The following is a 25,156-nucleotide window of genomic DNA, read 5'->3' as shown; positions in this document are numbered from 1 at the left end:
ATGGTTTCCACATTTTAAAACCATCCTCTATATATTTTATTAATTATGTCTTTTATTCTCCAGATATATGTCTTAACCAAGCCATTATTTCTTGGGTATGGAGATGGTAATCGCTTATTTCTAACGGAAGGCCTTTTTGCTCCCTCAATTGCGAACAAAAATCCTGAACTTCTTTCGAGGAATCAAAAGCAGTGCTTTTGACTAATTTTTCAGATAAAAATGAAGCTATCAAAGCCATTTCCGAGGTATTGAATTCAGGATGGTATTGTACCCCAAAAAATGATCCATTCTTATAGTCAAAAGTCATGCCCTGCACCTTGGAATGTGCGTTGCTGGCCAAAATAATAGCATTTTCAGGTGCTTCTGCCACCTCGTCATAATGAATACACAGGGCAGTAAATGGCGTTTTTCGATGTTTAAAAAAAGGGCTTTCCTTTCCAGAAGCAGTTACTTCTATAGGCTTGGATATCCCAAACTCCAATCCATTAGGACTTAATGCCACCTTTCCCCCAGCCACTACTGTGGCCACCTGCATCCCCCAACAGCTGCCGTAGAACGGCACGCCGCTTTCAAAAATCCCATCGGCAAAATTAAGTTGCCCAAGAACATCCGGAATATCATCAAGGACACTTAAAGAACTCCCTGTCCATAAAACACCATCATACCGCTTCAATTCCGCAACTGTTGGCAATCCGCCTGTACCATCTGCAGGAAAAGCAAAATCGGTCTTAGCCTTAGGGACCAAAACCCTTAGCATTTCCTGAAACGTCAGATGATAGGGTTTAATCCCAGCAGCTCCCCGCTGCAGACGTGTCTGTTCGTTATTACCTTCTACTATTAATAATTTCACGCTTATAGTCCGTTTATATCTCCAGACACCGCGGCCCTAAAAAGTTGCTCCAAATCTTTTGCATTAACAGGTTTTGCATTGGAAGGCGTTGATGGGTCCTTATAGGCCATTTCCCCGATCTCCCTGGCATTGTCCCCATTAATGTCAATTTCCTTAAGCGTATGCGGAATATTCAAAGTTTTTCTAAGGCCAATTATATAATCGATAAAAGCATCGGCACCTTCCTTTTCCAGTCCAAGAACTTTGCTTAAATGCACCATTCTATCCTCAATAGCCGCCTTATTCTGTTTAAGGGCATAAGGCAATATTATGGCATTGAGCAGGCCATGCTGTTTATTGTACAATGCTCCCAATTGATGGGCAACGGAATGCACGGAGCCCAATCCTTTTTGAAAGGCGGTTGCGCCCATGGATGCTGCTACCAACATTTGTCCCCTGGCTTCCAAATTTTTTCCGTCCTTAACTGCTATTGGCAAAAACTTGACAATAATTCGGATAGCTTCAATGGCAATACCGTCGGCCATAGGGTGGTACCCTGGAGCACAATAGGCCTCAATGGCATGCACCATAGCATCTACCCCTGTCCAAGCCGTAATATGTGGTGGCAGGCCCAAAGTAAGTTCAGGATCCGATATCACGATTGCCGGTAACATTTTGGGGTGAAAAATGATTTTCTTGGTATGCAGTTTTTCATCCAATATCACTGAAGCCCTTCCCACTTCGGAACCAGTACCAGCCGTGGTAGGGACTGCAATTATTGGAGCAATTCCGGCAGGATCTGCATAACTCCAGTTATCGCCCACATCTTCAAAATCCCAAAGGGACCTTGTTTGGCCGGACATAAAGGCTATAGTCTTGGCTGCATCAATGGCGGAACCACCTCCAAAGGCAATGACTCCATCATGCTTGTTTTTCAAATAATGGGCCACCCCGTCCATCACATTTTTTTCGGTTGGATTTCCCTGTACATCACTGTATAACGTGAAACTCAACCCATCCCTTTTTAGAATGTTTACGGTATTTTCAACAATATCCAGTTTTACCAAGCCTTCATCGGTAACAAATAAAGGGTTGTTGATTCCCAATTTTTTGCATGCCTGCGATATTTCGTTTATTCTACCATTTCCAAACCAGATGGTGGTAGGATAATTCCAATTTGTATTTGCTAATTGCATTAATTCTTATTTTTTAAATTTTATAAACTGATCTAAAATTTTTTACTTCCCTTTTCGAAAATTGAATGATTTTACCCGGGTAACATGGTCGTATCCCATTTTTGACAATGTAACGCCCTTGCCGGAATTTTTAACGCCCGTCCAAGCCAGTGCAGGATCCAAATAATCGCAACGGTTCATAAAAACGGTACCGGTCTCAATTTTCCTCCCCAGATCAATAGCCCTATCCATATCGTTTGCCCAAAGGGAAGCGGTAAGTCCATATTGGGAATCATTCATTAAACTTAATGCCTCCTCATCATTCTTCACCTTCATAATCCCAACTACGGGTCCAAAACTCTCCTCGGTCATTACCTCCATACTGTGATCCACATTGACCAGTACATGCGGAGATAAATAAGGCGTATCTTTTTTGGATGCTGCAAACAAAGATTCGGCCACCAAGGATTTTGCCCCTTTACCCAGGGCCTGCTCTATTTGTTTTCTGACATAATTGGCCGCATCTGTCTTTACCATTGGTCCCAAATTGGTTTCGGCATCCAAAGGATTCCCTAATTTGTATTGCTTGGTAAGAGCTACAAATCCATCAACAAACCTGTCGTAAAGCGTTTCATGAACATAAATCCTTTCAATACCACAACAGGACTGCCCACTGTTAAAAAAAGCCCCATCCACCAAATTTTCTACACTATTTTCCAAATGGGCATCGGCCATGACATAGGCAGGATCCTTTCCTCCCAATTCCAAACCACAGGGTATAAATTTGTTTGTCAAGGAATTCTGAACGGCTACTCCACCTTGTACGGAGCCTGTAAAGTACACTCCGTCTATTCTGGAATCGGCAATTAACTGGGCGGTATTTTTATGGTTCAGCTGCAGTATCTGAAATACTCCTTTTGGCAGTCCAGCCTTGGTTGCTGCCTTGGCATAACGTTCCGCCACCAATGGTGTCTGGAACGAATGCTTTAAAACAACTACGTTGCCCGCCATTAAAGCTGGAACAATAGCATTTACAGAGGTCAAGAATGGATAGTTCCAAGGACTCAGCACACTAACCACACCGATTGGAACACGCTCTACCCATCTTTTATCCGGATTCTCGGCATCTACAACTTTATAGTCGCCCAAAGCCTCTTCCGCTATTCCTATCATATAATGGGCACGGTCTGCAAAACCCTTTATCTCTCCGGGGGATTGACCCACGGGCCTCCCCATTTGCCAGGTTATTTCGAGGGCGATATCATTCTTATCCTCAACAATGGCTTCAACGAATGCTGTTATGTATTCCGCACGTTCGACAATGGAAAGATCGGACCAAATCGGAAATGCATTTTCAGCCAAATTTAAGGCCTGTTCAATATCCTTTGGACCGTGCTCTTCGGCAGAATAATAAATAGTGCCGTCTATAGGTGTTATTGTATTTATCATTTTCTTTTATATTATTTCGAAGTAACGTTTTAATTGCCAGTCTGTTATAGCTCCCAGTTGTTGTTGATCTTCCCATAGTCGGGTATAAGCATAATGATCCACAAATATATCACCAAACAGGTCCCGTGCAATTTTCGAGTTCTTGAATTTTTCGGCAGCTTGGGACAAGGTCCTGGGCAACTGCAGTTCCTGGGAAAAGTCTACATCGTAAGCGTTTCCATCTACCCCTTTTGTAGGTTCAATTTTATTCTCTATTCCCCATATCCCGGAACCAATAGCGGCTGCCAGTGCCAAATGGGGATTAATGTCAGCTGCGGATACCCTATATTCCACTCTTTGCGATTTTTCGGATCCTGGAATGGCCCTGAGGGCACAGGTTCTATTGTCTACGCCCCAGGAAGCCGCAGTGGGTGCCCAAAAACCCGGAATGAGTCTCGTATAGCTGTTGCATGTAGAGGCTACCATAGCCAAAAATTCAGGCATTAGTTTTTGTTGCCCTCCAATAAACCATCGCATCACATCGGACATGCCTTCGGATTTATTTTTATCGAAGAATGCAGAGGAACCGTCCTTATTTTGCAATGAAATATGAATATGACCGGATTGCCCCGGATAATCGGAAGACCACTTGGCCATAAAGCAGGCCATTAAATTGTTTTGTTGCGCCCAAACTTTAATAAAATTTTTAAACAAAGCTCCATTATCGGCTGCCCTTAAGGCTTCAGAGTACTCAAGGGCCCCTTCGAGCACCCCTGCACCAGTCTCTGTATGCAAACCTTCAAGGGGCATGCCCATCTCCCTGGAGAGTTCCATTATTTCGTGATAAAAACTGGCATGGGTAGAACTGCGCAATATGGAATACCCAAAGTTACCTGGCGTCATTGGTTCCAAATTATGGTAATTCTTATCGCGAACAGATTTAGGGGATTCATTAAAAAGGAAAAATTCGAACTCAAAAGAAGCACTTGCCTTAAGCCCCAAGTTTCCCAATCTCTCCAAGGTTTTCCGCAGAATAGATCTTGGACAAACACTTGCTGCACTGCTCTCTGAAAAATCTACCAAAAAAATAACGGACTTAAAATCCTCCGTGGGCAACATACGCATACTGGATGCATCTATCGTAGCGTTTGCATCGGTAAAACCATCTGCCCAGCCAGTAAAGGAATCGTTGTTATATAGAACATCATTGGAATCCCAACCAAAGATGACACTACAAAACCCAAAACCTTTATCCAAAGCAGATAGAAATTTTTTTGAATTTACATATTTCCCGCGGAGAACACCATCGACATCCACCACGGCCAACTTAATATTTTCAATTTGATGTTCGTTTATATAACTTCTAACCGATTCTATGGTCATTTTTGGTGCTTCCTTTTTCATCTGTTTATTTTTATTGTGAACTATTAACCTATAAGTCCCCTGTCATGGACATTTAAGATTACATTTTTCAGCTTTTTTAATTGATTCGGTTATCCTTATTCCAATATTTAGTGATATGCCTTAGATATAGTTGAAAATATATTAACGGTCACATATCCCTGTTTACATTATTGCCATCCCTTCATAAAAATGCTCCATAAAATTATTGAATAATACCTAGCTAGAGCTGTATAATTTAGTTTTTTACCATTGCTTTCTGTGCTTCGTGCTCCAAGGCAAATTCTTCCTCAGGCGAGAGTATCAATCGGTGTCTCCCTTGAACCCCAAAGTATACCAACCCGATAATTAGATACCCTATGGATATAAAAACGGCAGTTCTATAAGATTGATCCTGTAGTTGAAAATAGATGATTACACTGGCCAGAAAAATAGTGGCCCAAGCACCTGGTTTCCCAAAAGGGCTAATATATGGTCTTACCAGATCCGGCTTATTCTTGCGTAATAACAAAAAGGAACCACATTGTAGAATATACGATAACATGGCACTAAAAACAGCAATATTGAGCAAGGCGCCTCCAATAAATACCTCACTTTCATTCCCGGCCAAAAACTTGGTAACCATTAAAACCGTAAATCCAATGAGAGAACCAAGAATCAAGGCTGTGTAGGGCGTTTTTCTTTTGCTATGTGTCAATGAAAGTAACACCGGAAAATACCCTGCCCTGGACAATGAATAAATCTGCCTTCCAAAAGCAAAAATAATGGTATGGAAAGATGCCAACAGCCCAATGGAAGCTACCAAGGCCAGAAGCTTGGCAATATTATCTCCGTAGAGCACCTTAAAGCCGTCCAATAAGGGTTCCCCAGATTGGGAAAGGGCGTATGACCCTAAAGGTATGGAGGCATTGAGCCAAAGAATTAAAAAGGCCGAAATAATCAAGGTGATAATACCATAGGTCAAACCCTTGGGCATATCTTTCTTTGGATCCATGGATTCCTCCGCCGCCAAGGGCAGCTGTTCAATGGCCAAAAACAACCAAACCGCAAAGGGCATTGCTTTGAGCGCTCCTTCCCATCCCATTGGAAAAAGGGAACCGCCCCCTCCCTCCAAATGTTCAGCACTCCCATCCGCTCCAGCCTTAATATCCAAGGCATAAGTCATAAAATCGGCACTTCCAATAGAAGATACCCAAAATATGCCCAAACATCCTAAAGCCAATAAGGTGAGTGCTACCGTAAATTTGAAAGAGAGTTCCACACCTACTATATTCAAAACTGTAAATATGGTATAAAATCCGAACCACCAAAAAGGCAACATCTCCGGTGCCGTTTCAAAGATGCCCTGCATATAATTACTTAGAAAAAAAACAATAACGGCAGGAGTAAGTATAAATTCCAAGTTTTCTACCAAGCCAGTGAAGAATCCGCCCCAGGGTCCCATGGCCGACCTTGCAAAAGAATATGCTCCGCCAGTATGCGGCAGGGCGGGAGACATTTCAGCGACACTTTGGGTAAGTCCAACATACATAATGGCTACAATACAAGTAGCGACAAACATTCCTCCCCATCCTCCGGAAGCCAATCCTAAGTTCCATCCGGAAAAATGTCCGGAAATCACCGCTCCAACACCCAAGGCCCATAAGGACCAAACACCGGCGTGCCGTTTGAGTTCCCTGGATTCAAAATAGGATTTGTCCATTTTCTTGTACTTCACGCCTTTGCCCATATCAATTTTCTTAGTTTTGGTTTGATTAATTGTTGACTAATATACAATGATTTACAAAAAACATCACCCTATTAAATTGAATCAAACTATATTTTTTTAACAAAAAACCATAGGGAAAAATCCCTATGGTTCAATAGATTTATAATTTGCTTTTTCTTGGTTGCACCATTAATTATTATCGGCAACATCCCACCATAATCTCGTGTTTAGGTCGTCCCCGCCCATTCGGGTAACAGCCTGCTGGTAGTTGGCATTATTGGTTGATTTTACGGAATTGGGATACTGGAACCTTACCGGGACCTTTTTATCGTTTACGGCATCCGGACCTGGTATAACTTCCGGCATTCCGGTACGCCTCCAATCGGACCACGCTTCAAAACCGGTATAAAAGAGAGCTATCCATTTTTGAAGGGCTACCTTTTCCAACTTTTCAGCGGTTGTTCCGGTATAGGCCACTGTAGTCTGCGCTATATAGGCATCCAGGTCAAAAGCTTGAAGATCTGCAGCAATTTCGTTCCATCCGCCGGCAACGATCCTATCCAAGTAGTACGAAAAGGACGCTCGGATACCATTTTCATAGTAAGTGGCGGCATCACCTACGGTGATAAGATTTCTTTCCCTGGCCTCTGCAAGGATAAACTGTAGCTCGGAATAATCCATTATAATGGTCTGTGAAGCCGTTGGGGAAGCAAGCTCTACATTACAGGCCCTGCACGCCAATAAAATACCAATTCGCGAAATAAAATTGGACCCCACCTCATCGGGGTTTCCGGTAGGGCTGTATCCTAGGGCGGCCTCATCATCCAGGCCGTTGGGCATACCTACATAATCATCCAGATTGTCAGAATAGATTCCCTTTCCGGAATTGGAAGTAGGCTGCGCAAAAACAATAAGCCTTCTATCGTTCAGATCCTTCAATCTGGTCTCCAGGGTAAGGCTCAGCCTAACCTCATCAAAACTACCGGATCTTGTATTGTATTTGGGTTGTGGATTATCGGAATTCCATTGCAAGAGCGCTGCATCCCCATTGCTTTCAAATATGGGGTATGTTGTTGGGTCTCCCATAATCTCTACCATACCGGCCGTAGCTTTGGCCTGGTCCACATCACTGATCCTCATCAACAGACGGAGCCTGAGCGAATTGGCAAACTTCCTCCATTTCAAAACATCCCCACCGTACAAAATATCCCCGGATATATTCTGTGTTCCGGTCAATGCTGTATTGGCTGCTTTTAAGTCGGCCAAAAGACCGTCATAAATTTCCTGTTGGGGCGTAAATTCCGGGGTAATATTATCATCCGTGATCCCCTTTACGGCGTCCGCGTAGGGCACATCGCCATAAGCATCCGTAAGGTAGGAATAGATCCATGATTTTACGATAAGCCCAACACCGTAATAATTTTGGCGATCCGGATTTTCCCTGGTATCGCGAATAATATTCTCAATATCGCGCAGTCCGTCATAAGCGTCATTATAAGGGTCACTGGTAGGGGACCACTGATATATATCCCCTGAGGTAAACTGCAGTCGCGCTCCATATTGGACCACGGTAAAACCCTCTTCCCATCCTTGGTTCCCCCAATTATAGGCCATTTGTCTTAAAACCCCCGGTAAGAGCAGTTCCGAGGAAGCTTGCTCTGGAAAGTTGGGATTTTGGTTTATTTCTTCAAAGTCTTCCGTACAACCCATAAAAGCTGCCAAAAGAAACATCGTGAAGAAACCCTTTTTTGATATATGTATGTTTTTCATCTTTTATGCAATTAAAAATCGATTTGTAAATTCAGCGTGTATGTTCTGGTACTGGGATAGGACATATTCTCTATACCGGGCTGCAGGGTACCACCGGCAACCGAGACGGTTTCCGGATCAAAATGGGGGTTGTCCGTCCATAGCGCCAAATTTCTTCCTGTCAACGACAACCTTGCCTTACTTACGGGGAGTTTATCAATAATACGCTTGGGCAGCGTATACCCTAAGGTGACTTCTCGCAATTTCGTATAGGAGGCGTCGTACTTGGCAGCCTCTACGTTATCCCGCTCATAGTAGCGGTTGTTGTAGGTCCTGACATCCACATTAATGGTATTGGGGGTATATACGCCCGGTGAGGTCTCCAATACACCGTCCGCCACTATTCCGGTCTCCCTACCTTCCAAAGTCTCTTTCAACTGCCCGGAGGTGGAGCCTATGGTTTTGGTCCTGGACACTACTATGCCCCCTTGCCGAATATCGAACATAAACCCAAGATCCAAGGACTTATACTTAAAGCTGTTCAGTATCCCCAAGGTATAATCGGGGGCGTAATCGCCCTGGTACACCAGATCGTCCGTTCTAATGGGGATACCGCTGTTATTTACGATCATTTGCCCGTAATACTCACTGTTCTCGTCTTCTACACGTTGGAATCCCCTACCATAAATGGCACTGATGGAACCGCCTTCCCTAGCCTGGATAAAGACACTGTTCCGCTCTGTAAGCGTATAATCTATCCCACCCAGATCGGTAACCTCGCTCCTGTTTCTGGAATAGTTGAACATGGTGTTCCAAGTAAAGTTTTCCGTCCTAACGGGTACAACATTCAACATGGCCTCGAACCCATAATTCCTGACCTCACCGGCATTGATCAACTTACTGGTATATCCACTTGAAATATCAGTACTTATAGGTATGATCTGGTTCTTGGTGCGACCGTCATAATAGGTGGCATCCAAATTCAACCTGCTCTGGAACAAACGGATATCGGCACCAATCTCATAGGAAGAGGTAATTTCCGGTTTTAGAGCTGCATTGGGGATCAGCGAAGATTCCGTTAGAATGGGATTGTCCCCAAACGGTGTTTCATTGGTAAAGAAGCTTGAAAGTTTGTAGGGGTCCGTATCATTACCTACCTCTGCATATGCCGCCCGCAATTTTGCAAAGGACACAAATTCGGGCATTGTGAACATATCACTGGCTATAGCACTCAGCGTAACCGATGGATAGAAATAGGAATTGTTATCCGTGGGCAGGGTACTGGACCAATCGTTCCGCCCTGTCACATCCAAAAAAAGCAGATTATCATAGGCAAACCTGGCAAAACCGTAGAGGCTGTTGATCCTCTTCTGTTCGTTGTTCGTATATACTTCCAGCGGCCTTCTGGTATTGTTAAAGGAATAGACCCCGGGGTTGATCAACTGTGGGGCCACAGTTTGGGTATACTCTTGTTTTTGGCGAAATTGGTTGCCACCAGCCGATATATTTACGTTCCATTTTTCTTTGAAGGTCTTATCATATGAAAGCAAGAAATCCGTGTTGGACTCTTCAAAAAACACATTGTCCTCCCTATAATATCCCAGAGGAAAACGCTGGGTACTGAAGGCCCTCTTTTTGCCCCTTAGGTCGCGGTAAAAATCCCTTCCGGTCCTCACCATTAAATTCCAATTATCGTTTATGGCATAGTTGGCGCTAATATTTCCGTACACCCTATCCTTGTTCTGTGAATTGGTATTTTCATATACGTTAAAGAAGGGGTTGTCATGATAATTGTAATTATAGTTGAACTGCTGCAAGTCTTCCCTGCCCGGCATCCAATAATCCCTCATACTGTTCGTATTCAATTGCCTTCCATACCAAATAAAAAGGTACATGATACTTTCCGTACCATAACTTAGGGAAGGCCTATTGTCACTATCGGATTTTATATAATTTACATTGGTATTGATCGTCAGTTTATCAGTCAGGTTAAGGCCCGTATTCAAATTGAAGGTATTTCTTCTAAGGTCCGTATTCGGCACAATGCCCTCCTGATCCAGATTTTGGTAAGAGAATCTAATATTTCCAAGGTCACCCGATTTTGAAATGGCAATGCTATTGGTTTTGGTGTAACCGGTATTGAAAAAATCCAAAGTGTTATCAGGATTGGAAACCCAAGGAGTTGGAATTATAGGGGAATCGCTCACTAGATAATCCCCACCCCGAGTTCCGTCCTCACGAGGCGAATCGAATTGTGGGATCATAAGGCCGGTATCCAATTTAGGTCCCCAACTCTCATCGACACCATCGGCTATACCACTACCACTCCCATCAACAAATGCAAATTGCTGGTTGTTACCTTGTCCATATTCATTTTGCCAATCGGGCAAAAGCAGGACACTTTCCATGGTGATACCGGAATTGATGGAAACACCCAACTGACCTTTTTTGGTAATCCCCTTCTTGGTGGTTATAATAATGGCCCCGTTTGCTGCTCTGGCCCCATATAATGCAGCAGCGGCAGGCCCTTTAAGAACGTTGATGGATTCTATATTCTCCGGATTTATTTCTGAAGCTCCGTTTCCATAATCCACATCCTGTGTGCCCGAACCACTGGAACCAACAATTTCGTTGCTGATAGGCGTTCCATCGACTATGAACAAGGGAGAGTTGCCATTGATGTTCAAGGAAGCATCGCCTCTAATGGATACTCTGGCAGAACCTCCCAGACCGGAAGGACTATTGGTAATCTGTAGACCGGCCACCTTTCCGGAAATGCCGTTCAAAAGATTGGGCTCCCTGGCCGCGGATACCTGCTCGCCATCAAGCTCTTGGGATGCGTATCCCAGGGACTTCTTTTCCCTTTTAATCCCCAAAGCCGTTACTACTACTTCACTTAGACCGGTAGCGCTCTCTTCCAAGGTAATAGAAACATTGGTCTGCCCGTTTAGTGCCATTTCCGTTGTAGTAAAACCTATATAAGAAACTACTAGAACTGCGTTTGGCCCATTTACCTCTATGGAAAAATTACCGTCAAAATCGGACTGGGTACCGTTGGTCGTTCCTTTTTCCAGAACGTTCGCTCCCGGTAATGGAGTCCCGTCATTATCCAAAATAGTACCATTTACCTTAAATGGCTGATACAACTCAACCTTTCTTTCTTCGTCCCTAGTTGGGTGGGGAATATTTTTTTCCGGTTTAAGCACTATCTGTTTATCCAATACCTCATAGGTAATGTGCATCTCAGAAAAAATTCTATCAAGAATTGTAGTTACCAATTCTTTATCAGCGCTCACGGAGACAATTTTTTTATAATCTACCTCCTTATCATTATACATGAATTTGAATTCTGTAAGCGACTCAATTCTGTTCAATACACTTTCAATGCTTACATTTTCGAGGTTCAAGGTAACTTTGGTCTTTTGACCATAAGTTTCGTTAGCATGAATTTGAAAAAGCGATACAATCAATAACAACGATGTAGTTAGCTTCATTTTCAAATCATATTGTAGCTGAAAATGGGATTCCCTCCCCAGCCTAATTAGGTTTTTCATATTTTTGTAGTGTTTTTTACGTGGTTAATTCATTTAATCACATTTCATCGGGAAGTGTTGGCGCACTTTCCGATTTTTTTTTTGCTTTTATACCTTACAATTTAAGTGCTTGCAAAATATTTGTGATCCATTTAAATTTTAGAAAGTCTAATTCATTGGCAGTTGTTTTGTTTGTTAGTTAGTTGATAATTATTTGTCTGTCGTTGATCTTATAATTCATTTCATAGGTGAGGTTAAAGGTTTTAAACACTTGGTCAATGGTTTCAACATCAAAACTTGCCGTAAACAATTCTTCATCAAGTTCGGGATTATTGTTCACGATCTCCACATTATAGTGCCGTTCCAATTTCTTTACTATGTTCTTAAAGGGAACATGTCTCAAAATGATTTTCCCGTTCAACCAATCGGTATGCATGGCTATATCAGCCTCTTCGACTAAAATCTGTTTATTGTATTTGTTCCATTCCGCTTTAAATCCAGGTTCCAATAAAGAAGCATTGGAAGAATCAAAAGTGTCCTGTTTATTGTAAACAGAAACCGACCCCTCTACAAGCGTAGTATTGACATATTGATCTTCCGGATAGGAGGATAAATTAAATTTTGTCCCCAAAACACGCACATTAAGTCCATTGGTATTTACTATAAAGGGATTTAACGAATCCTTGGCTACATTAAAAAAAGCTTCCCCATCCAGAAAAACCTGCCTGTTTTTTGTTTTTAAGAATTGTACTGGATATTTGAGGGATGTTCCAGAATTAAGAGTTATCTGGGTTCCATCGGAAAGCAACAGATCAAATCTCTTACCATAGGGAACCGTGAGCGTATTGTAGGTTATCTCCTCTTTTGAAGTCCCATTGTTCTTATAGACTAACTGTGCCCCTTGTTGGGCCCCCAATACATTGCCTTCAGAATCTACAACCTTGGCCTCTCCCCCTTCTGAGATTACCTCAATATTTCCATTTTCCAACTGTAATATAATGGCATCACCAGGAATAACTGGTGCAGTACGGGAATCAACAATAGTATTCCTAAATATAAAACCTAGCCCTACAAGAATTGTTAAAATAGCAGCCGATTTCAAAATAGCAAGTGGAAGACGACGTCCATTTCTGGAGGTTGTTTTTTGGGCATTGACAATACCTTGGAAGGAGGGATCTAAATCTACATCCGTTTCATCCAAGGTGGATGCCACATATTTGGCCTTGATCTCAAAGAATCTTTTCGCATTTTGATCCGAAGAAACAATCCAGTCCTGAACTTCCTTTTCCTCCTTTGAAGTTGCAGTACCCCTTAAGTATTTGTATATTTTTTGATCTAGCATCGTCATGTGTTACCCTTTATAGACGATTTAGAAAAGATTTACACCTAGTGCTGGATAATAAATTTATTATGAAATTGAGATAAATTCCCTTAAATGAAACCTCATATGCCTCAGGGCAGTGGCAATATGGTTATCTACCGTTTTGTGGGAAACACCCATCTGTGCTGCTATTTCACTATGCTTCAAGCCCTCTAGTCGGCTCTTCTTGAAAATATTTTTGCATTTTTCAGGTAGTAATTCTATACTATGAATAATTTTGCTTTCCAATTCGTTTTCAAGTAACAGGGAGGCTGCTTCATCTTGAATAAATTTATATTGAATTTCGGATTTTATGCGATAACTATTATCTATGTAGTTCCTCTTAACCTTTTCGTGCTTCAATTGGTCCAAGCAAGAATTCTTGGTCATGGTATACAAGTAGTTATTAATATTGGTAACCTCCTTTAGAGACCCTTTATTTTCCCATAATTTCAGAAATACACTCTGGACAATGTTCTCGGCCTCCTGATGATACACTAGATAACCTTTGGCTATATTTACCAATTTGGTATAGTAGAGTCTGAACAAGGTCTCAAATGCACATTTCTCTCCCTTTTCCAATAGGGAAAGAAAAAATTCATTGTTGATATTGGGCTGACCTTTTTTCAACTTATAAATAGGTTTAAATATCCGGATAGATCAATTTAATTACCTAGACACTAGACAGAATCATCTATTTATCACATGGCCCATAGATTCTATTAAATCTTCATCGCCACCACTATGATCATTCTATATCTATAATACATGTCATCTAATTTGTTTCCCTTTCCCAACAACATCCCCTACCATTGACAAAACAAATTCACCCCAATTTAACAAAAAATTACAATTTAACCAAGAATCAAATTTCTTTACTATGCCTATAAAATTTGATTTTAGATTTTCGGAATTTTACAGAGGCTAATTCCCTATATCCTCAATTTTTACAGGTCTTTTTTCTTTTAATGATTTTATGGCCGCTAGGCCAATTTGCAGGGACTTTAATCCATCTATACCGTCCACCGCAACGGCATCCCCATTCTTCAAACTCTTCACAAAACTCGACATTTCGGTTTTATAGGCCTCGGCGTATCTTTCCAAAAAAAAGTGCAACGGTAGTGAACCTTGGATTCCTTTATGGGTATACAACCTATGTGAATCTTCATAATTATTGTCTGCCTGTGCCATTCCTTTGGATCCGAACACCTCTATTCTTTGGTCATAGCCATAAGCGGCTTCCCTACTATTGTCTATAACGGCCATGGTACCGTCCGTATAGGTCAAGGTAACCACAGCAGTATCTATATCCCCTGCCTCGCCTATAGCTGGATCCACAAGGACTGCTCCTTTGGCATAGACCTCTTCGATTTCCTTGCCCACTACAAATCTGGCCATATCAAAGTCGTGTATGGTCATATCTAAAAATAGACCTCCAGATTGTTTAATATAGCTTACCGGTGGCGCTCCCGGATCCCGACTGGTTATTTTTACCAAGTGGGGCTGCCCTACGGCACCCTGCTTTACCAATTCATGAACTTTTCTAAACTCCTTATCGAATCGGCGATTAAAACCCAACATCAACTTAATATCAGCTTCCTTGACCACTTTTAAAACCTCAACTACCCGCTGCATGGATAAATCCAAAGGTTTCTCACAAAAAACCTGTAACCCAGCTTTCGCCGCCATTTCAACATAATTGGCATGGGTATCGGTAGGGGAACAGATGACCACCGCATCGAAAGGGGCCACCATCAATAGCTCCTCGTAGGTGTTGGTTATGTTGGGTATTTTCTTTTCCCTTGCATATTTCCGGCATTCCTCCATAGGATCCATTACAGCCACCACTTCCACATTTTCCATCTGCAGCAGGTTTTCCAAATGGATCTTTCCTATCCTTCCCAACCCTGCTACCGCGAATTTAACTTTAGTCATTGATGTATATTTCTTTAAAATTGTTTCGTAAACTTTGATTTGTCTATAACCCTAAGGATTTTATGTAATCCCTATTGGCCTGTGCACATATTTTGGGATTTCCCATGCCCGGTAGAATGTCCTGCTCCACTACTATCCAATCGTTATATTTCATTTCTTCCAGTATCTTTACAATGGATTGAAAATCTACCGCACCTTTTCCTAGTTCGCAGAATACCCCCCTTTTAATAGCATCAAAATAATCCCCGTTGGCCTCCCGGGACGCTTTGGCCGCTTTAGGACTATAATCCTTAAAATGCACATGCCAAATTCTTTTGCCATACTTTTTCAGGGCCTTTACAGGATCACCTCCTCCAAAGGCATAATGTCCCATATCCAAACACAATCCCAACAATTCCGTATCGGTCAGGGCCATGAGTTTATCTATTTCTTCAGGGGTTTCTACATATCCGGCACAGTGATGATGAAATACCGTCCTTATACCGTAGGCATCCTTCACTGCCTTCGCTATCCTTTCTGCACCTGCGGCATATACTTTCCACTGTTCTTCCGAGAGTCCCATAGCAGGAGTAATTCTTCCCGCATTTTTAGTGCGTTCGGGAACGGAACCATTGTCATCTGCCAAAACAATAAAAGAATTCGTGTAGCCGGCATTGAACATAAGTTCCGCTACTTTTAAGGCAGAAACAACACCTGCATCATGGTTGGCAGCTTTGGCCAAAGCTACGGGAACAAAAGCACCCAAAAGATCCAAATGCCTTTTATCCAATTCCACTTTGAGTAGACTGGGAGTAGTAGGCATATAGCCCCAGTCCCCTAACTCCGTGCCTATATATCCGGTTTCCTTTATTTCGTCCAGCACCTGTTCAAATCCTATCTCTTCGGATTTTTCTTCCAGGTCAAATTCCAAGGCGCCCCATGAGCATGGAGCATTTGCGATTTTCATCATTTTATAATTTCATTAAAATTTTCTTGACCAAATATTCGGCCATCTCTCAATAATTACCTTGGTCTGCGTAAAGAATTCGATAGCATGTTTGCCCTGCCCGTGCAGGTCGCCAAAGAAGCTATCCTTCCAACCACTAAATGGGAACTGGGCCATTGGTGCCGCGACCCCTATATTGATTCCAATATTTCCGGCATCGGCCTCATTTCTAAACCGTCGTGCATTGGCACCACTACCCGTAAATAAACAGGCCATATTCCCATAATTGCCACTATTGACAAATTTTAGGGCTTCATCTATATTTTTCATGGATATCAGACTCATCACAGGACCAAAAATCTCCGTCCTAATAAGCTCCTTATCCAAGGCAACATTCTCCAAAATTGTAGGGTTTAGGAAGTTTCCTTTCTCATACCCTGCAATGGAAGTATTTCTCCCATCCAGAAGCACTTTGGCACCCTCATCTATTCCTTTCTGGATCAATCCTGTTATTCTCATCTTACTCTCCGGAGTAATTACAGGCCCCATATTTACCTCCCTGTCGAGACCATAACCGGTAGTTCGGGATTTAACCGTTTCATAAAGGGCATCCTTTATCTGTCTTTTTTGGTCATCCACAGTAATGATCGTAGAGGCAGCCAAACACCTTTGTCCTGCACAACCATAAACGGAGTCAGCAATGATTTTGGTGGACATCTCAATATCCGCATCCGGCAGCACCACTACTGGATTCTTGGCTCCTCCTTGAGCCTGTACCCTCTTACCATTGGCGGTACCCTTGGAATAAATATATCTGGCTACAGGAGTACTGCCCACAAAGCTCACCGCTTTTATGGAGGGGTGCTCCAAGATTGCGTCTACGGAATCCTTACCGCCGTGCACAAGGCTAACCAGTCCCTTTGGAATATCCAATTGGTCCAAAAACTCAAAAATCTTCATCATGGTCATGGGTACCTTCTCAGATGGCTTCACTACAAAGGCATTACCTGTGGCAATGGCATAGGGCAAGAACCAAAAAACGATCATGCTAGGAAAGTTGAAAGGCGTAATACAGGCCGCCACCCCAATGGGCTGCCTAATCATCATCTCGTCTATTCCACTAGCAATATCCTCAATAACATCGCCCGCCATTAACATAGGAGTACCACAGGCAACTTCGATATTTTCTATTGCCCTTTGGATTTCCCCTACGGATTCCCCATATGTTTTCCCGGACTCATTGGTGATAATTTCGGCAAGAATTTCGGTATTCTCCTCCATAAGGGCCTTTAAGCGATATAGCACCTGAACCCTTTTAAGTACAGGAACCTTACTCCATTCAAGATAAGCTTTGGAGGCCGAAGTTACTGCCAAATCAACATCCTTTTGGGTATCCTTTCCAAAAGGCACCTTGGCCAAGATTTCCTGGGTGGCCGGGTTTACAATATCTATTGTTTCGTTGGATGTGCTTGGGGTCCAAGCACCATCGATATAATTTTTTAAAATTTCCATTTTTTATTATTTAATATTATTGATCATGGTAGTGCTACTGGTTGTTCCAGAGCAAAATATAGATTAGTACTGTAACAGCGCATAAACCAATGGACATGGGTATGGTATACTTCCAAGTCTTCAGGTTGACAGCGCCAACATCGGTAATTTCATACTGGTTACTATTCGGATAAAAGTAAGATACCGAATACATTATGGCTACATTCAGCAAGAACTCAATTCCCCATAAATGCACAAAATGAATACCGTGGCCAGTATAGCCCCAGGTCATAAAAATATAAAAACAAAGTCCAAATATCAGGGCCACTTTAGCACCCATTGCCGAAACTCTTTTCATAAAGAAGCCTGCCAACAAAATGGAGGCAATAGGAATAAAAAATATCCCGTTAAGCTCCTGCAGCAATTGATACAATCCGTCCGAAGCATTGGCCACCATGGGGGCTGCAAAGATGGCCGCTACCGCCAAAATCGCCGAGGTAACCTTTCCTATCTTCACCAGCTTGGTATCACTGACATTCTTGGCAATGTGCTTTTTATAAATATCCATACTGAATAAAGTAGCCACAGAGTTCAATACCGAATTAAAGGTGCTCAGTACTGCACCCATGATTACGGCTGCAAAAAACCCTATCAACCAAATCGGCAGTACTTTTTTTACCAGTTGGGGATACACCGTGTCCTGTTGGTCAAAAAAGGTATCCTGAAAATAATAATAACAAATAACTCCTGGCAGAACAATGATCAAGGGAATCAATATCTTACAAAGTCCAGTTATTAGAAGTCCTTTTTGGGCTTCCTTCAAATTTTTCGCCCCCAAAGCCCTTTGGATTATGGTTTGGTTCATCCCCCAGAAATAGAGCTGATTGATGATCAAGCCCGTAAACAAGACTTCGAATGGCAAGACAGAATCCCTAGCACCAACTACATTGAATTTCTCAGGAGCGTATTTGTACACCTTTACCAAGCCGTCCACAATATTATTGTCGCCAATGGCCATCAAAGCCAATATCGGTATCAACAAGCCACCGAGCAGAAGTCCAAATCCATTAATGGTATCAGAATAGGCCACGGCCTTTAGACCTCCAAAGATGGCATATATGGACCCTATCACCCCAATAATTACAACGGTCACCCATAGGCCTTCTGTCTTATCTATCCCCAATAGTTCTGAAACCCCAAATAAGCTTTCAATACCTATTGCCCCGGAATACAACACGATCGGTAGCAGGGTAACTACAAATGAAAATATTAAAATGGCGGCTACCATAGTCCTGGTCATCCCATCAAATCTATTTTCCAAAAATTGGGGTATGGTGGTCAATCCCATTTTCAAATACTTGGGGACAAAGAAAATGGCCGCAATTACCAGTGCTATCGAGGAAGTAACTTCCCAGGCAATAACGATAAAACCATTTACATAGGAATTACCGTTCATCCCAATAAGGTGTTCCGAGGAAATGTTTGTCAATAACATGGAACCTGCAATAACGATTCCGGTAAGACTTCTACCTCCCAAGAAATAGCCATCGGAGGATGTTAAGTTTGTTTTTCTAAGACTGTACCATGTGAAAAATGCAACCCCTCCCGTAAAAATCAGGAACGAAGTTAAAATAATGATGATGTCAGAATTCATAAGTTTGGTTGGTTATGGTCTATAAGTAATACTTCTGGGTCTTTTTATTTTCCAGAGAGGTCTTCAATGAATTCTTCACGGCATCTTTCTCGGATACTTCGGCTACGGCCACATCCCACCAGGCAAATCCGGGCACAGCCTTTTTACGATCTACCTCAATATAGATTACCGTAGTCTTGTCTATGGTTTTGGCCGTTTCAAGGGCCGTATTCAATTCCTTAACATTGGAGGCTTTAATAACATGCGCTCCCATACTGGCTGCATTGGCGGCATAATCTATGGGCAACTTCCCCCCGTCCAATTGGTCCGTCTCCTCATTTCTATATCGGTAGTAGGTCCCAAAGCCTTCGCTTCCAAGAGAACTGGACAGACTTCCAATACTGGAATAACCATCATTGTTCAATAGAATAATGGTCATTTTCTGTTTTTCTTGGATCGATGTAACAATCTCTTGGGACATCATTAGGTAGCTTCCATCGCCCACCATAACATATATTTCGCTATCAGGGCGTGCCATTTTAGCACCTAGGCCACCGGCAATCTCATAACCCATACAGGAATAACCGTATTCCAGATGGAAGCCTTTCGGGTTTCGGGTACGCCACAATTTATGTAGGTCTCCCGGCAGGCTGCCAGCAGCACACAGCACTATATCTTCTGGGTTGGAAAAGGAATTTACCGCTCCTATCACCTCCCCTTGAAACGCAGGCAACTCATTCTTTTCCGCATAGATTTCCGCTACAAATTGATCCCAGCTCTTATTAAAATTTTCTACTTTTTTACGATATTCCCCATTTACTTCATAATTCGAAAGTTCCTTGTCCAGGGTTTCCAATATAGCTTTGGCATCCCCTACCAATGGCAGTGCCCCATGCTTAAAGGAATCGAATTCCGTAATATTTATATTGATAAACCGAACATTGGGGTCTTGGAAAGCCGACTTGGAGATGGTAGTAAAATCGCTATATCTGGTACCTATCCCTATAACCAGGTCGGCCTCCTTTGCAATCTCTATGGCCCCAGGGGTTCCGGTTACCCCTGCTGCTCCCAAATTCTGAGGTTCGCTATAATCCAAAGAGCCTTTTCCCGCAAAGGTTTCGGCAACGGGGATTCCGGTTCTATTGACCAATTTTTTTAAAATTGCGGTGGCATCGCTATAAATAGTACCACCTCCTGCAATGATTACGGGTCTTTTACTTTCCTTTATTTGTTGGATTGCCCTGGACAAAAGCGTTTTGTCGGGCATGGTCCTGCCCACATACCAAACACGTTTCTGGAACATTTCCACGGGAAAATCATAGGCTTCCGCCTGTACATCCTGTGGTATGCACAAGGTAACCGTTCCTGTTTCGGCCTGGGATGTAAGTACCCTCATTACTTCTGGCAAAGCTGTAATCAATTGTTCCGGTCTATTGATCCTGTCCCAGTATTTGGAAACAGGCTTAAAGCAATCATTGACGGATATATCTTGGGTGAGATTGGATTCCAACTGCTGCAGTACCGGGGCCACCTGTCTGGTAGCAAATATATCCCCTGGAATCAAGAGGACAGGAATCCTATTGATGGTGGCCGCTGCCGCTCCGGTGAGCATATTGGTAGCTCCGGGGCCTATAGAGGATGTACAGACAAAAGTCTGCAACCTATTCTTTACTCTGGCAAAGGCCGCTGCCGTATGCACCATACCCTGTTCGTTCCTTGCCACATAATATGGAAAGTCTAAATTCTGATGCAAGGCCTGTCCTATTCCCGCTACGTTCCCATGTCCTAAAATACCAAGACAACCGGCAAAAAATTTGTTCTGAACCCCATCCCGTTCTACGTATTGGTTCTTTAGATAGGCAATCGTGGCTTGTGCCACTGTAAGTTTTTTTGTTTTCATCTCTTTTAGAATTAAAATCCGCCCTTTTGTTTTATAAAGTCCATGGATTCTTCCAGAGTAGGCATGAAGTTGGCACAGCCCTTTTTCGTCACTACTTGAGCTCCACTGGCATTGCCCATTCTACAAGCCTTCTTTAAATCCCAACCTTGAAGGACACCATATAAAAACCCGCTGGCGAAGGCATCTCCGGCTCCAAGTACATTTAAAACTGTTACTGGAAATCCGGGAACATCCTCTCTGGAACCATCCTTTTGGTAAATGCTGGCACCTTTCTCCCCACGTTTAACAATTAGGGTCTCTATTCCGGAAGACAATAATTGTGCAATGGATTCATCTATATCCCCTATTATTTCGGGGGCGGATATCTGTTGTTCCTTTATGGTTACCTGGGAGGAATCTATTAGGGTGGCGGCAATAATTTCCTCTTCCGTACCAATAGCCATTTTCACTCTAGGAAGTACAGCCCTGACCGTAAGTCCAAACGCCCTGTAATCATGCCATTGGTCCGCCCTAAAATCCAAATCGAGCACCACATCAACATTAGACCTATTGGCTATTTCGGTGGCATAAAAAGTAGCACTTCTGGTAGGTTCTATATTTAATGCGGTACCGTTGATCAATAATATTTTATAGTCCGGAATATTGGCCTTGTCAACATCATCAATATCCACTTGACTATCCGCTGCATTGTCCCTATAATAAACCAAGGGAAATTTATCCGGAGGTTCAATTCCCAGAACAACTGCACTACTTCTAGCCCCGTTCTTCACAGGGATACAGTGGGTATTGACCCCTTCCCCGTTCAAGAAATTCAGGATAAACTCTCCCACTTTGTCGTTCCCTACCGCTGTCAACAGACTGGCATTTACCCCCAATCTTGCACAGCCCACGGCTATATTTAACGGAGACCCTCCCACAAAGGCATCGAACCCTTTAATATCATTAAATGGCGAACCAATATTCTGTGAATAAAGATCAATACTAGACCTTCCAAACGTAATTACATCAAATTTTTTATCGCTCATTTCCAATTATTGTTTATTCATTTCCGCCGTTACCAACGGCAATCTTTTGTCCTTGGAGGTCCAAGAATCGTAAATCCATTCATGATCAGGGTCGGTGGTATTGGCAAGGCACTGATCCGTACCGGCCAGGAAATTAAGATAATAACAATGAAAACCATGCTCCGCCACCACAGGATGGAAACCTTTGGGTATCAACACCACGTCATTATGTCTGGGCCTAACTATTTCGTCCAGCGACCTGTCTTTGGTGTAGACTTGTTGTATGGCGTAAGCCTCCGGTTTTTGGAACTTATAGAAATAAGTCTCCTCCTGTATGGGTTCCAAAACAGTCCCTTTTGCATCCACAATGCGCTCATCATGTTTATGGGCAGGAAAGGAACTCCAATTACCGGAAGGGGTATATACTTCACGGACCACTATTTTGCTACATCCAAAACCTGGAGGTACCAGATCATTGAACTGCCGCGTGGCATTATCACCTCCAAAAATTACTACGGGGGTATCCTCTGGCGTTACGAATTTTGCCGGAAAATCTTCCTCAACCTTACACCAACCGTACCCTATGTCCAAAGTATCGCTCATAGCTGTTAGTGTAAACGTACTGTTACGTGATAAATAAAGGGTATGGGCTACGCCACTAAAAACATCCTTCCTGCCATTTTTTGTTTCCCAGTTTCCCTTATCACTTTCCACTTTAAAATTCCCGCTCAAAAGCACTATCACCATTTCGTTATCCTCGGTGTTGTGTTGCCAAGTTTCGCCCTTGGCCATTAGCCTAGCCTCAAAATTGAGATATTCCCAATTGGCGGATGCGGGGGTAATCTGATGATAAATTCCTGTTTTTGATTTTGGTTTGATCTGCAAATGTGAATTATGTTCCATATTTTTTTATCTTAAAATTTCATGTCGCTTACTTTCCCCGTGGCCCCCAATAGATCGAATTTTTCCAGCATGAATTTCTCGTATTCCCCGATATAGGCCTTCCCGGGAATTACAGGGTCGAAAAGCTCGGGAGTATCCCTAAAGAATTCCCTATGAACCCTTGCCCATAAAAGTCTTGTATCCGTGGCTATGTTGATCTTGCACACTCCATAGGCGATAGATTTTACAATCCCCTCGGGTGAAACCCCTGAAGCACCTTTGTCCAACTGCCCTCCCGCCTGATTAATGCGGTTTATTTCTTCCAAATTAACGGCAGATCCGCCGTGTAACACTATAGGAAATTTAGGCAATCTTTGTTGAATTTCCTCCAATATTTTAAACTGAATTCCAGCTCCCCCAGAAAATTTATAGGCCCCATGACTAGTACCTACCGCTACGGCCAAACTATCGCAGCCTGTTAGCTCAACAAACTCATGCACTTCGGACGGCTGGGTATATTTGGCGTGCTTCTCATCTATAGTCAGATCATCCTCAACTCCGCTTAACACCCCTAGTTCTGCTTCCACGACGATGTTCCTTTTATGTGCCTCCTGCACAACGGCTTTCGTTCTTTTTACGTTTTCATTAAAGCTGTCGTGCGACGCATCGATCATAATGGAGTCATAGTCGTTGGACTTTATCGCATTAAAAGCATGATCCTCATTTCCATGATCCAGGTGAACCGAGTACACCGCTTTGGAATATATTTTGGACGCCGCGTTGATCATGGATATGAGCATTTCGGGATGGGCATAATTCCTTGCAGCAGGTGTAATTTGCACCATAAATGGGGCATTGGCCCTTTCTCCAGAGCTAAAAAGTCCGAGGACCTGTTCCATGGTAAAAACATTGACTGCTGGAATGGCATATTTGCCATAGCAATGGTCAAAAAATATCTTGGGCGATACTTTCATGCAAAATTTTGATATTATTATTTATTGTCTTAAACTTTTATACAAATAACAATAAATAATTGATGTTTCGAAGAATTCAACATCAAATGTCTATGCAAAGGTTTGCATAGGGGTAGAATTATCCCAGCTTTGGCGAGGCACTTAATTTCCTTTGGATGAAGCCCGTATAACAAGTTCTGGCTTAAAGACTTCTCTTCGAAATTTCAGATCGGCATCCTTGTCGTTCAAATGACTTAATAAAATTCTTGCGGATAGCATTCCCATGCTATAAACAGGTTGCCAAACAGTAGATAAGGAAGGGGTTATATAATTGGAATGCGGTTCATCATCAAATCCTACAATGGAGATTTCCCCAGGAATATTCAAACCTATTTTTTTGGCAATGTGCATGGCAGAAATGGCGATATTGTCGTTGTAGGCGAAAATAGCGTCCGGACGTTTTCTGAGTCCCAATAACTTTTTGGTAGGCTTTATTCCGTCCTTATTGGAAAACCCGGGAACGTGAACTATGTATTCTTCATTTACAGCTATCTTGTTTTTCTTAAGAGCGTCCAAATAACCCTGAAGCCTGTGGTCTGTGGTGCTCAAGTTTAGGGGGCCTCCTAAGTGTGCGATGTTTTTGCAACCCGTTCCAATTAAATATTCTACAGCCTGAAGCGCTCCAAAATAATCGTCCACCAAGACCTTATCGGCCTCCAGTCCCGGGCAGTCCCTATCAAAAACCACCACGGGGATACCACTTTTTTGAAGCCTCCGAAAATGGTCAAAATTTTTTGTCTCGGATGATGGCGACACCAAGACCCCATCTATCTGAATCTTGGACAGTCTTTTTACAATAGTCATCTCCTCTTCGTAAGACTCATTGGATAGACAAATCATGATATTGTACTCGGAATTAACGATTACATCCTGTATCCCGGTAATTATTGCTGAAAAAAAATGGCCCGTAATTTCAGGCACAATAACCCCAATGGTATTGGATTTTTTCTGCAGTAGGTTCAAGGCCAGTAGATTAGGTTGATAATCCAATGCTTCCGCCAGTGCCTTAACGGCAACCTTGGTCTCCTTTTTTATTGCTGGGTGGTCGTTCAATGCCCTAGAAACGGTAGAAGGAGCAATGTTGAGCTCTCGTGCAATGTCCTTAATGGTAACGCGGCCCTTCTTCATAAAAAGTCTCTATTTACTATCCTTACTTGCCTAATCATATTCACATTGATAATAAAATGCAG

The 25,156-nt window shown here is 42.6% G+C and carries 18 protein-coding genes; all 18 read right to left on the bottom strand.

Annotated elements, in window-relative coordinates; genetic code table 11:
• Nucleotides 1-52: 52 nt before the first annotated feature.
• The 18 genes from MWU84_RS08575 to MWU84_RS08490 all read right to left on the bottom strand — a co-directional run bounded on the left by MWU84_RS08575 (nt 53) and on the right by MWU84_RS08490 (nt 25,094).
• Nucleotides 53-850, bottom strand: a complete 798-nt coding sequence (locus tag MWU84_RS08575) for a type 1 glutamine amidotransferase (RefSeq protein WP_246900635.1) — start codon at nt 848-850, stop codon at nt 53-55.
• Between the two features lie 2 nt (nt 851-852).
• Complete coding sequence (locus MWU84_RS08570; RefSeq protein WP_246900633.1) at nt 853-2,025, bottom strand: iron-containing alcohol dehydrogenase; 1,173 nt, start codon at nt 2,023-2,025, stop codon at nt 853-855.
• Between the two features lie 42 nt (nt 2,026-2,067).
• A complete protein-coding gene (locus tag MWU84_RS08565) occupies nt 2,068-3,453 on the bottom strand; it encodes an aldehyde dehydrogenase family protein (protein ID WP_246900631.1) in 1,386 nt (461 codons plus the stop codon).
• Nucleotides 3,454-3,459: 6 nt separating this feature from the next.
• Nucleotides 3,460-4,836, bottom strand: a complete 1,377-nt coding sequence (locus MWU84_RS08560; protein WP_246900629.1) for a glutamine synthetase family protein — start codon at nt 4,834-4,836, stop codon at nt 3,460-3,462.
• Between the two features lie 235 nt (nt 4,837-5,071).
• Entirely contained in the window at nt 5,072-6,562 is a 1,491-nt protein-coding gene (locus tag MWU84_RS08555) for an amino acid permease (RefSeq protein ID WP_246900626.1), read from the bottom strand.
• 168 nt (nt 6,563-6,730) lie between these two features.
• The gene (locus MWU84_RS08550) at nt 6,731-8,311 is read right to left on the bottom strand and encodes a SusD/RagB family nutrient-binding outer membrane lipoprotein (protein WP_246900624.1); all 1,581 of its coding nucleotides are present in this window, start codon (nt 8,309-8,311) and stop codon (nt 6,731-6,733) included.
• An 11-nt stretch (nt 8,312-8,322) separates the two neighbouring features.
• A complete protein-coding gene (locus tag MWU84_RS08545) occupies nt 8,323-11,844 on the bottom strand; it encodes a SusC/RagA family TonB-linked outer membrane protein (RefSeq protein WP_246900622.1) in 3,522 nt (1,173 codons plus the stop codon).
• A gap of 178 nt (nt 11,845-12,022) precedes the next feature.
• Nucleotides 12,023-13,165, bottom strand: a complete 1,143-nt coding sequence (locus MWU84_RS08540; protein WP_246900620.1) for a FecR domain-containing protein — start codon at nt 13,163-13,165, stop codon at nt 12,023-12,025.
• Nucleotides 13,166-13,231: 66 nt separating this feature from the next.
• Nucleotides 13,232-13,813: an RNA polymerase sigma-70 factor gene (locus MWU84_RS08535; RefSeq protein WP_246900618.1), complete on the bottom strand. Its 582-nt coding sequence runs from the start codon at nt 13,811-13,813 to the stop codon at nt 13,232-13,234.
• A gap of 294 nt (nt 13,814-14,107) precedes the next feature.
• Nucleotides 14,108-15,118, bottom strand: a complete 1,011-nt coding sequence (gene iolG, locus MWU84_RS08530; RefSeq protein ID WP_246900615.1) for an inositol 2-dehydrogenase — start codon at nt 15,116-15,118, stop codon at nt 14,108-14,110.
• A 43-nt stretch (nt 15,119-15,161) separates the two neighbouring features.
• Nucleotides 15,162-16,067, bottom strand: a complete 906-nt coding sequence (locus MWU84_RS08525) for a sugar phosphate isomerase/epimerase (RefSeq protein ID WP_246900613.1) — start codon at nt 16,065-16,067, stop codon at nt 15,162-15,164.
• A gap of 12 nt (nt 16,068-16,079) precedes the next feature.
• Complete coding sequence (locus MWU84_RS08520; protein WP_246900610.1) at nt 16,080-17,555, bottom strand: CoA-acylating methylmalonate-semialdehyde dehydrogenase; 1,476 nt, start codon at nt 17,553-17,555, stop codon at nt 16,080-16,082.
• Nucleotides 17,556-17,589: 34 nt separating this feature from the next.
• The gene (locus tag MWU84_RS08515; RefSeq protein ID WP_246900608.1) at nt 17,590-19,188 is read right to left on the bottom strand and encodes a solute:sodium symporter family transporter; all 1,599 of its coding nucleotides are present in this window, start codon (nt 19,186-19,188) and stop codon (nt 17,590-17,592) included.
• Nucleotides 19,189-19,207: 19 nt separating this feature from the next.
• Complete coding sequence (gene iolD, locus MWU84_RS08510; RefSeq protein ID WP_246900606.1) at nt 19,208-21,067, bottom strand: 3D-(3,5/4)-trihydroxycyclohexane-1,2-dione acylhydrolase (decyclizing); 1,860 nt, start codon at nt 21,065-21,067, stop codon at nt 19,208-19,210.
• 11 nt (nt 21,068-21,078) lie between these two features.
• The gene (gene iolC, locus MWU84_RS08505; protein WP_246900604.1) at nt 21,079-22,092 is read right to left on the bottom strand and encodes a 5-dehydro-2-deoxygluconokinase; all 1,014 of its coding nucleotides are present in this window, start codon (nt 22,090-22,092) and stop codon (nt 21,079-21,081) included.
• 6 nt (nt 22,093-22,098) lie between these two features.
• On the bottom strand, nt 22,099-22,974 hold the full coding sequence (gene iolB / locus MWU84_RS08500) for a 5-deoxy-glucuronate isomerase (protein ID WP_246900601.1): 876 nt from the start codon (nt 22,972-22,974) through the stop codon (nt 22,099-22,101).
• A gap of 11 nt (nt 22,975-22,985) precedes the next feature.
• On the bottom strand, nt 22,986-23,927 hold the full coding sequence (locus MWU84_RS08495; RefSeq protein WP_246900600.1) for a class II fructose-bisphosphate aldolase: 942 nt from the start codon (nt 23,925-23,927) through the stop codon (nt 22,986-22,988).
• Nucleotides 23,928-24,068: 141 nt separating this feature from the next.
• On the bottom strand, nt 24,069-25,094 hold the full coding sequence (locus MWU84_RS08490; protein ID WP_246900599.1) for a LacI family DNA-binding transcriptional regulator: 1,026 nt from the start codon (nt 25,092-25,094) through the stop codon (nt 24,069-24,071).
• Nucleotides 25,095-25,156 lie beyond the last annotated feature (62 nt).

Origin of the sequence: Arenibacter sp. F20364, from assembly GCF_023015905.1 — a bacterium.
Classification (GTDB): domain Bacteria; phylum Bacteroidota; class Bacteroidia; order Flavobacteriales; family Flavobacteriaceae; genus Arenibacter.
Note: the sequence above shows the minus strand (reverse complement) of the source record. Positions and strands in the feature narration are given on the sequence as shown.

What these genes read in the sequence shown, in the direction of transcription:
- MWU84_RS08570 (WP_246900633.1), bottom strand. Translation starts at nt 2,025, where the DNA reads ATGCAATTAGCAAATACAAATTGGAATTATCCTACCACCATCTGGTTT.
- MWU84_RS08565 (WP_246900631.1), bottom strand. Translation starts at nt 3,453, where the DNA reads ATGATAAATACAATAACACCTATAGACGGCACTATTTATTATTCTGCC.
- MWU84_RS08560 (WP_246900629.1), bottom strand. Translation starts at nt 4,836, where the DNA reads ATGAAAAAGGAAGCACCAAAAATGACCATAGAATCGGTTAGAAGTTAT.
- MWU84_RS08555 (WP_246900626.1), bottom strand. Translation starts at nt 6,562, where the DNA reads ATGGGCAAAGGCGTGAAGTACAAGAAAATGGACAAATCCTATTTTGAA.
- MWU84_RS08550 (WP_246900624.1), bottom strand. Translation starts at nt 8,311, where the DNA reads ATGAAAAACATACATATATCAAAAAAGGGTTTCTTCACGATGTTTCTT.
- MWU84_RS08545 (WP_246900622.1), bottom strand. Translation starts at nt 11,844, where the DNA reads ATGAAAAACCTAATTAGGCTGGGGAGGGAATCCCATTTTCAGCTACAA.
- MWU84_RS08540 (WP_246900620.1), bottom strand. Translation starts at nt 13,165, where the DNA reads ATGCTAGATCAAAAAATATACAAATACTTAAGGGGTACTGCAACTTCA.
- iolG (WP_246900615.1), bottom strand. Translation starts at nt 15,118, where the DNA reads ATGACTAAAGTTAAATTCGCGGTAGCAGGGTTGGGAAGGATAGGAAAG.
- MWU84_RS08525 (WP_246900613.1), bottom strand. Translation starts at nt 16,067, where the DNA reads ATGATGAAAATCGCAAATGCTCCATGCTCATGGGGCGCCTTGGAATTT.
- MWU84_RS08520 (WP_246900610.1), bottom strand. Translation starts at nt 17,555, where the DNA reads ATGGAAATTTTAAAAAATTATATCGATGGTGCTTGGACCCCAAGCACA.
- MWU84_RS08515 (WP_246900608.1), bottom strand. Translation starts at nt 19,188, where the DNA reads ATGAATTCTGACATCATCATTATTTTAACTTCGTTCCTGATTTTTACG.
- iolD (WP_246900606.1), bottom strand. Translation starts at nt 21,067, where the DNA reads ATGAAAACAAAAAAACTTACAGTGGCACAAGCCACGATTGCCTATCTA.
- iolC (WP_246900604.1), bottom strand. Translation starts at nt 22,092, where the DNA reads ATGAGCGATAAAAAATTTGATGTAATTACGTTTGGAAGGTCTAGTATT.
- iolB (WP_246900601.1), bottom strand. Translation starts at nt 22,974, where the DNA reads ATGGAACATAATTCACATTTGCAGATCAAACCAAAATCAAAAACAGGA.
- MWU84_RS08495 (WP_246900600.1), bottom strand. Translation starts at nt 23,927, where the DNA reads ATGAAAGTATCGCCCAAGATATTTTTTGACCATTGCTATGGCAAATAT.
- MWU84_RS08490 (WP_246900599.1), bottom strand. Translation starts at nt 25,094, where the DNA reads ATGAAGAAGGGCCGCGTTACCATTAAGGACATTGCACGAGAGCTCAAC.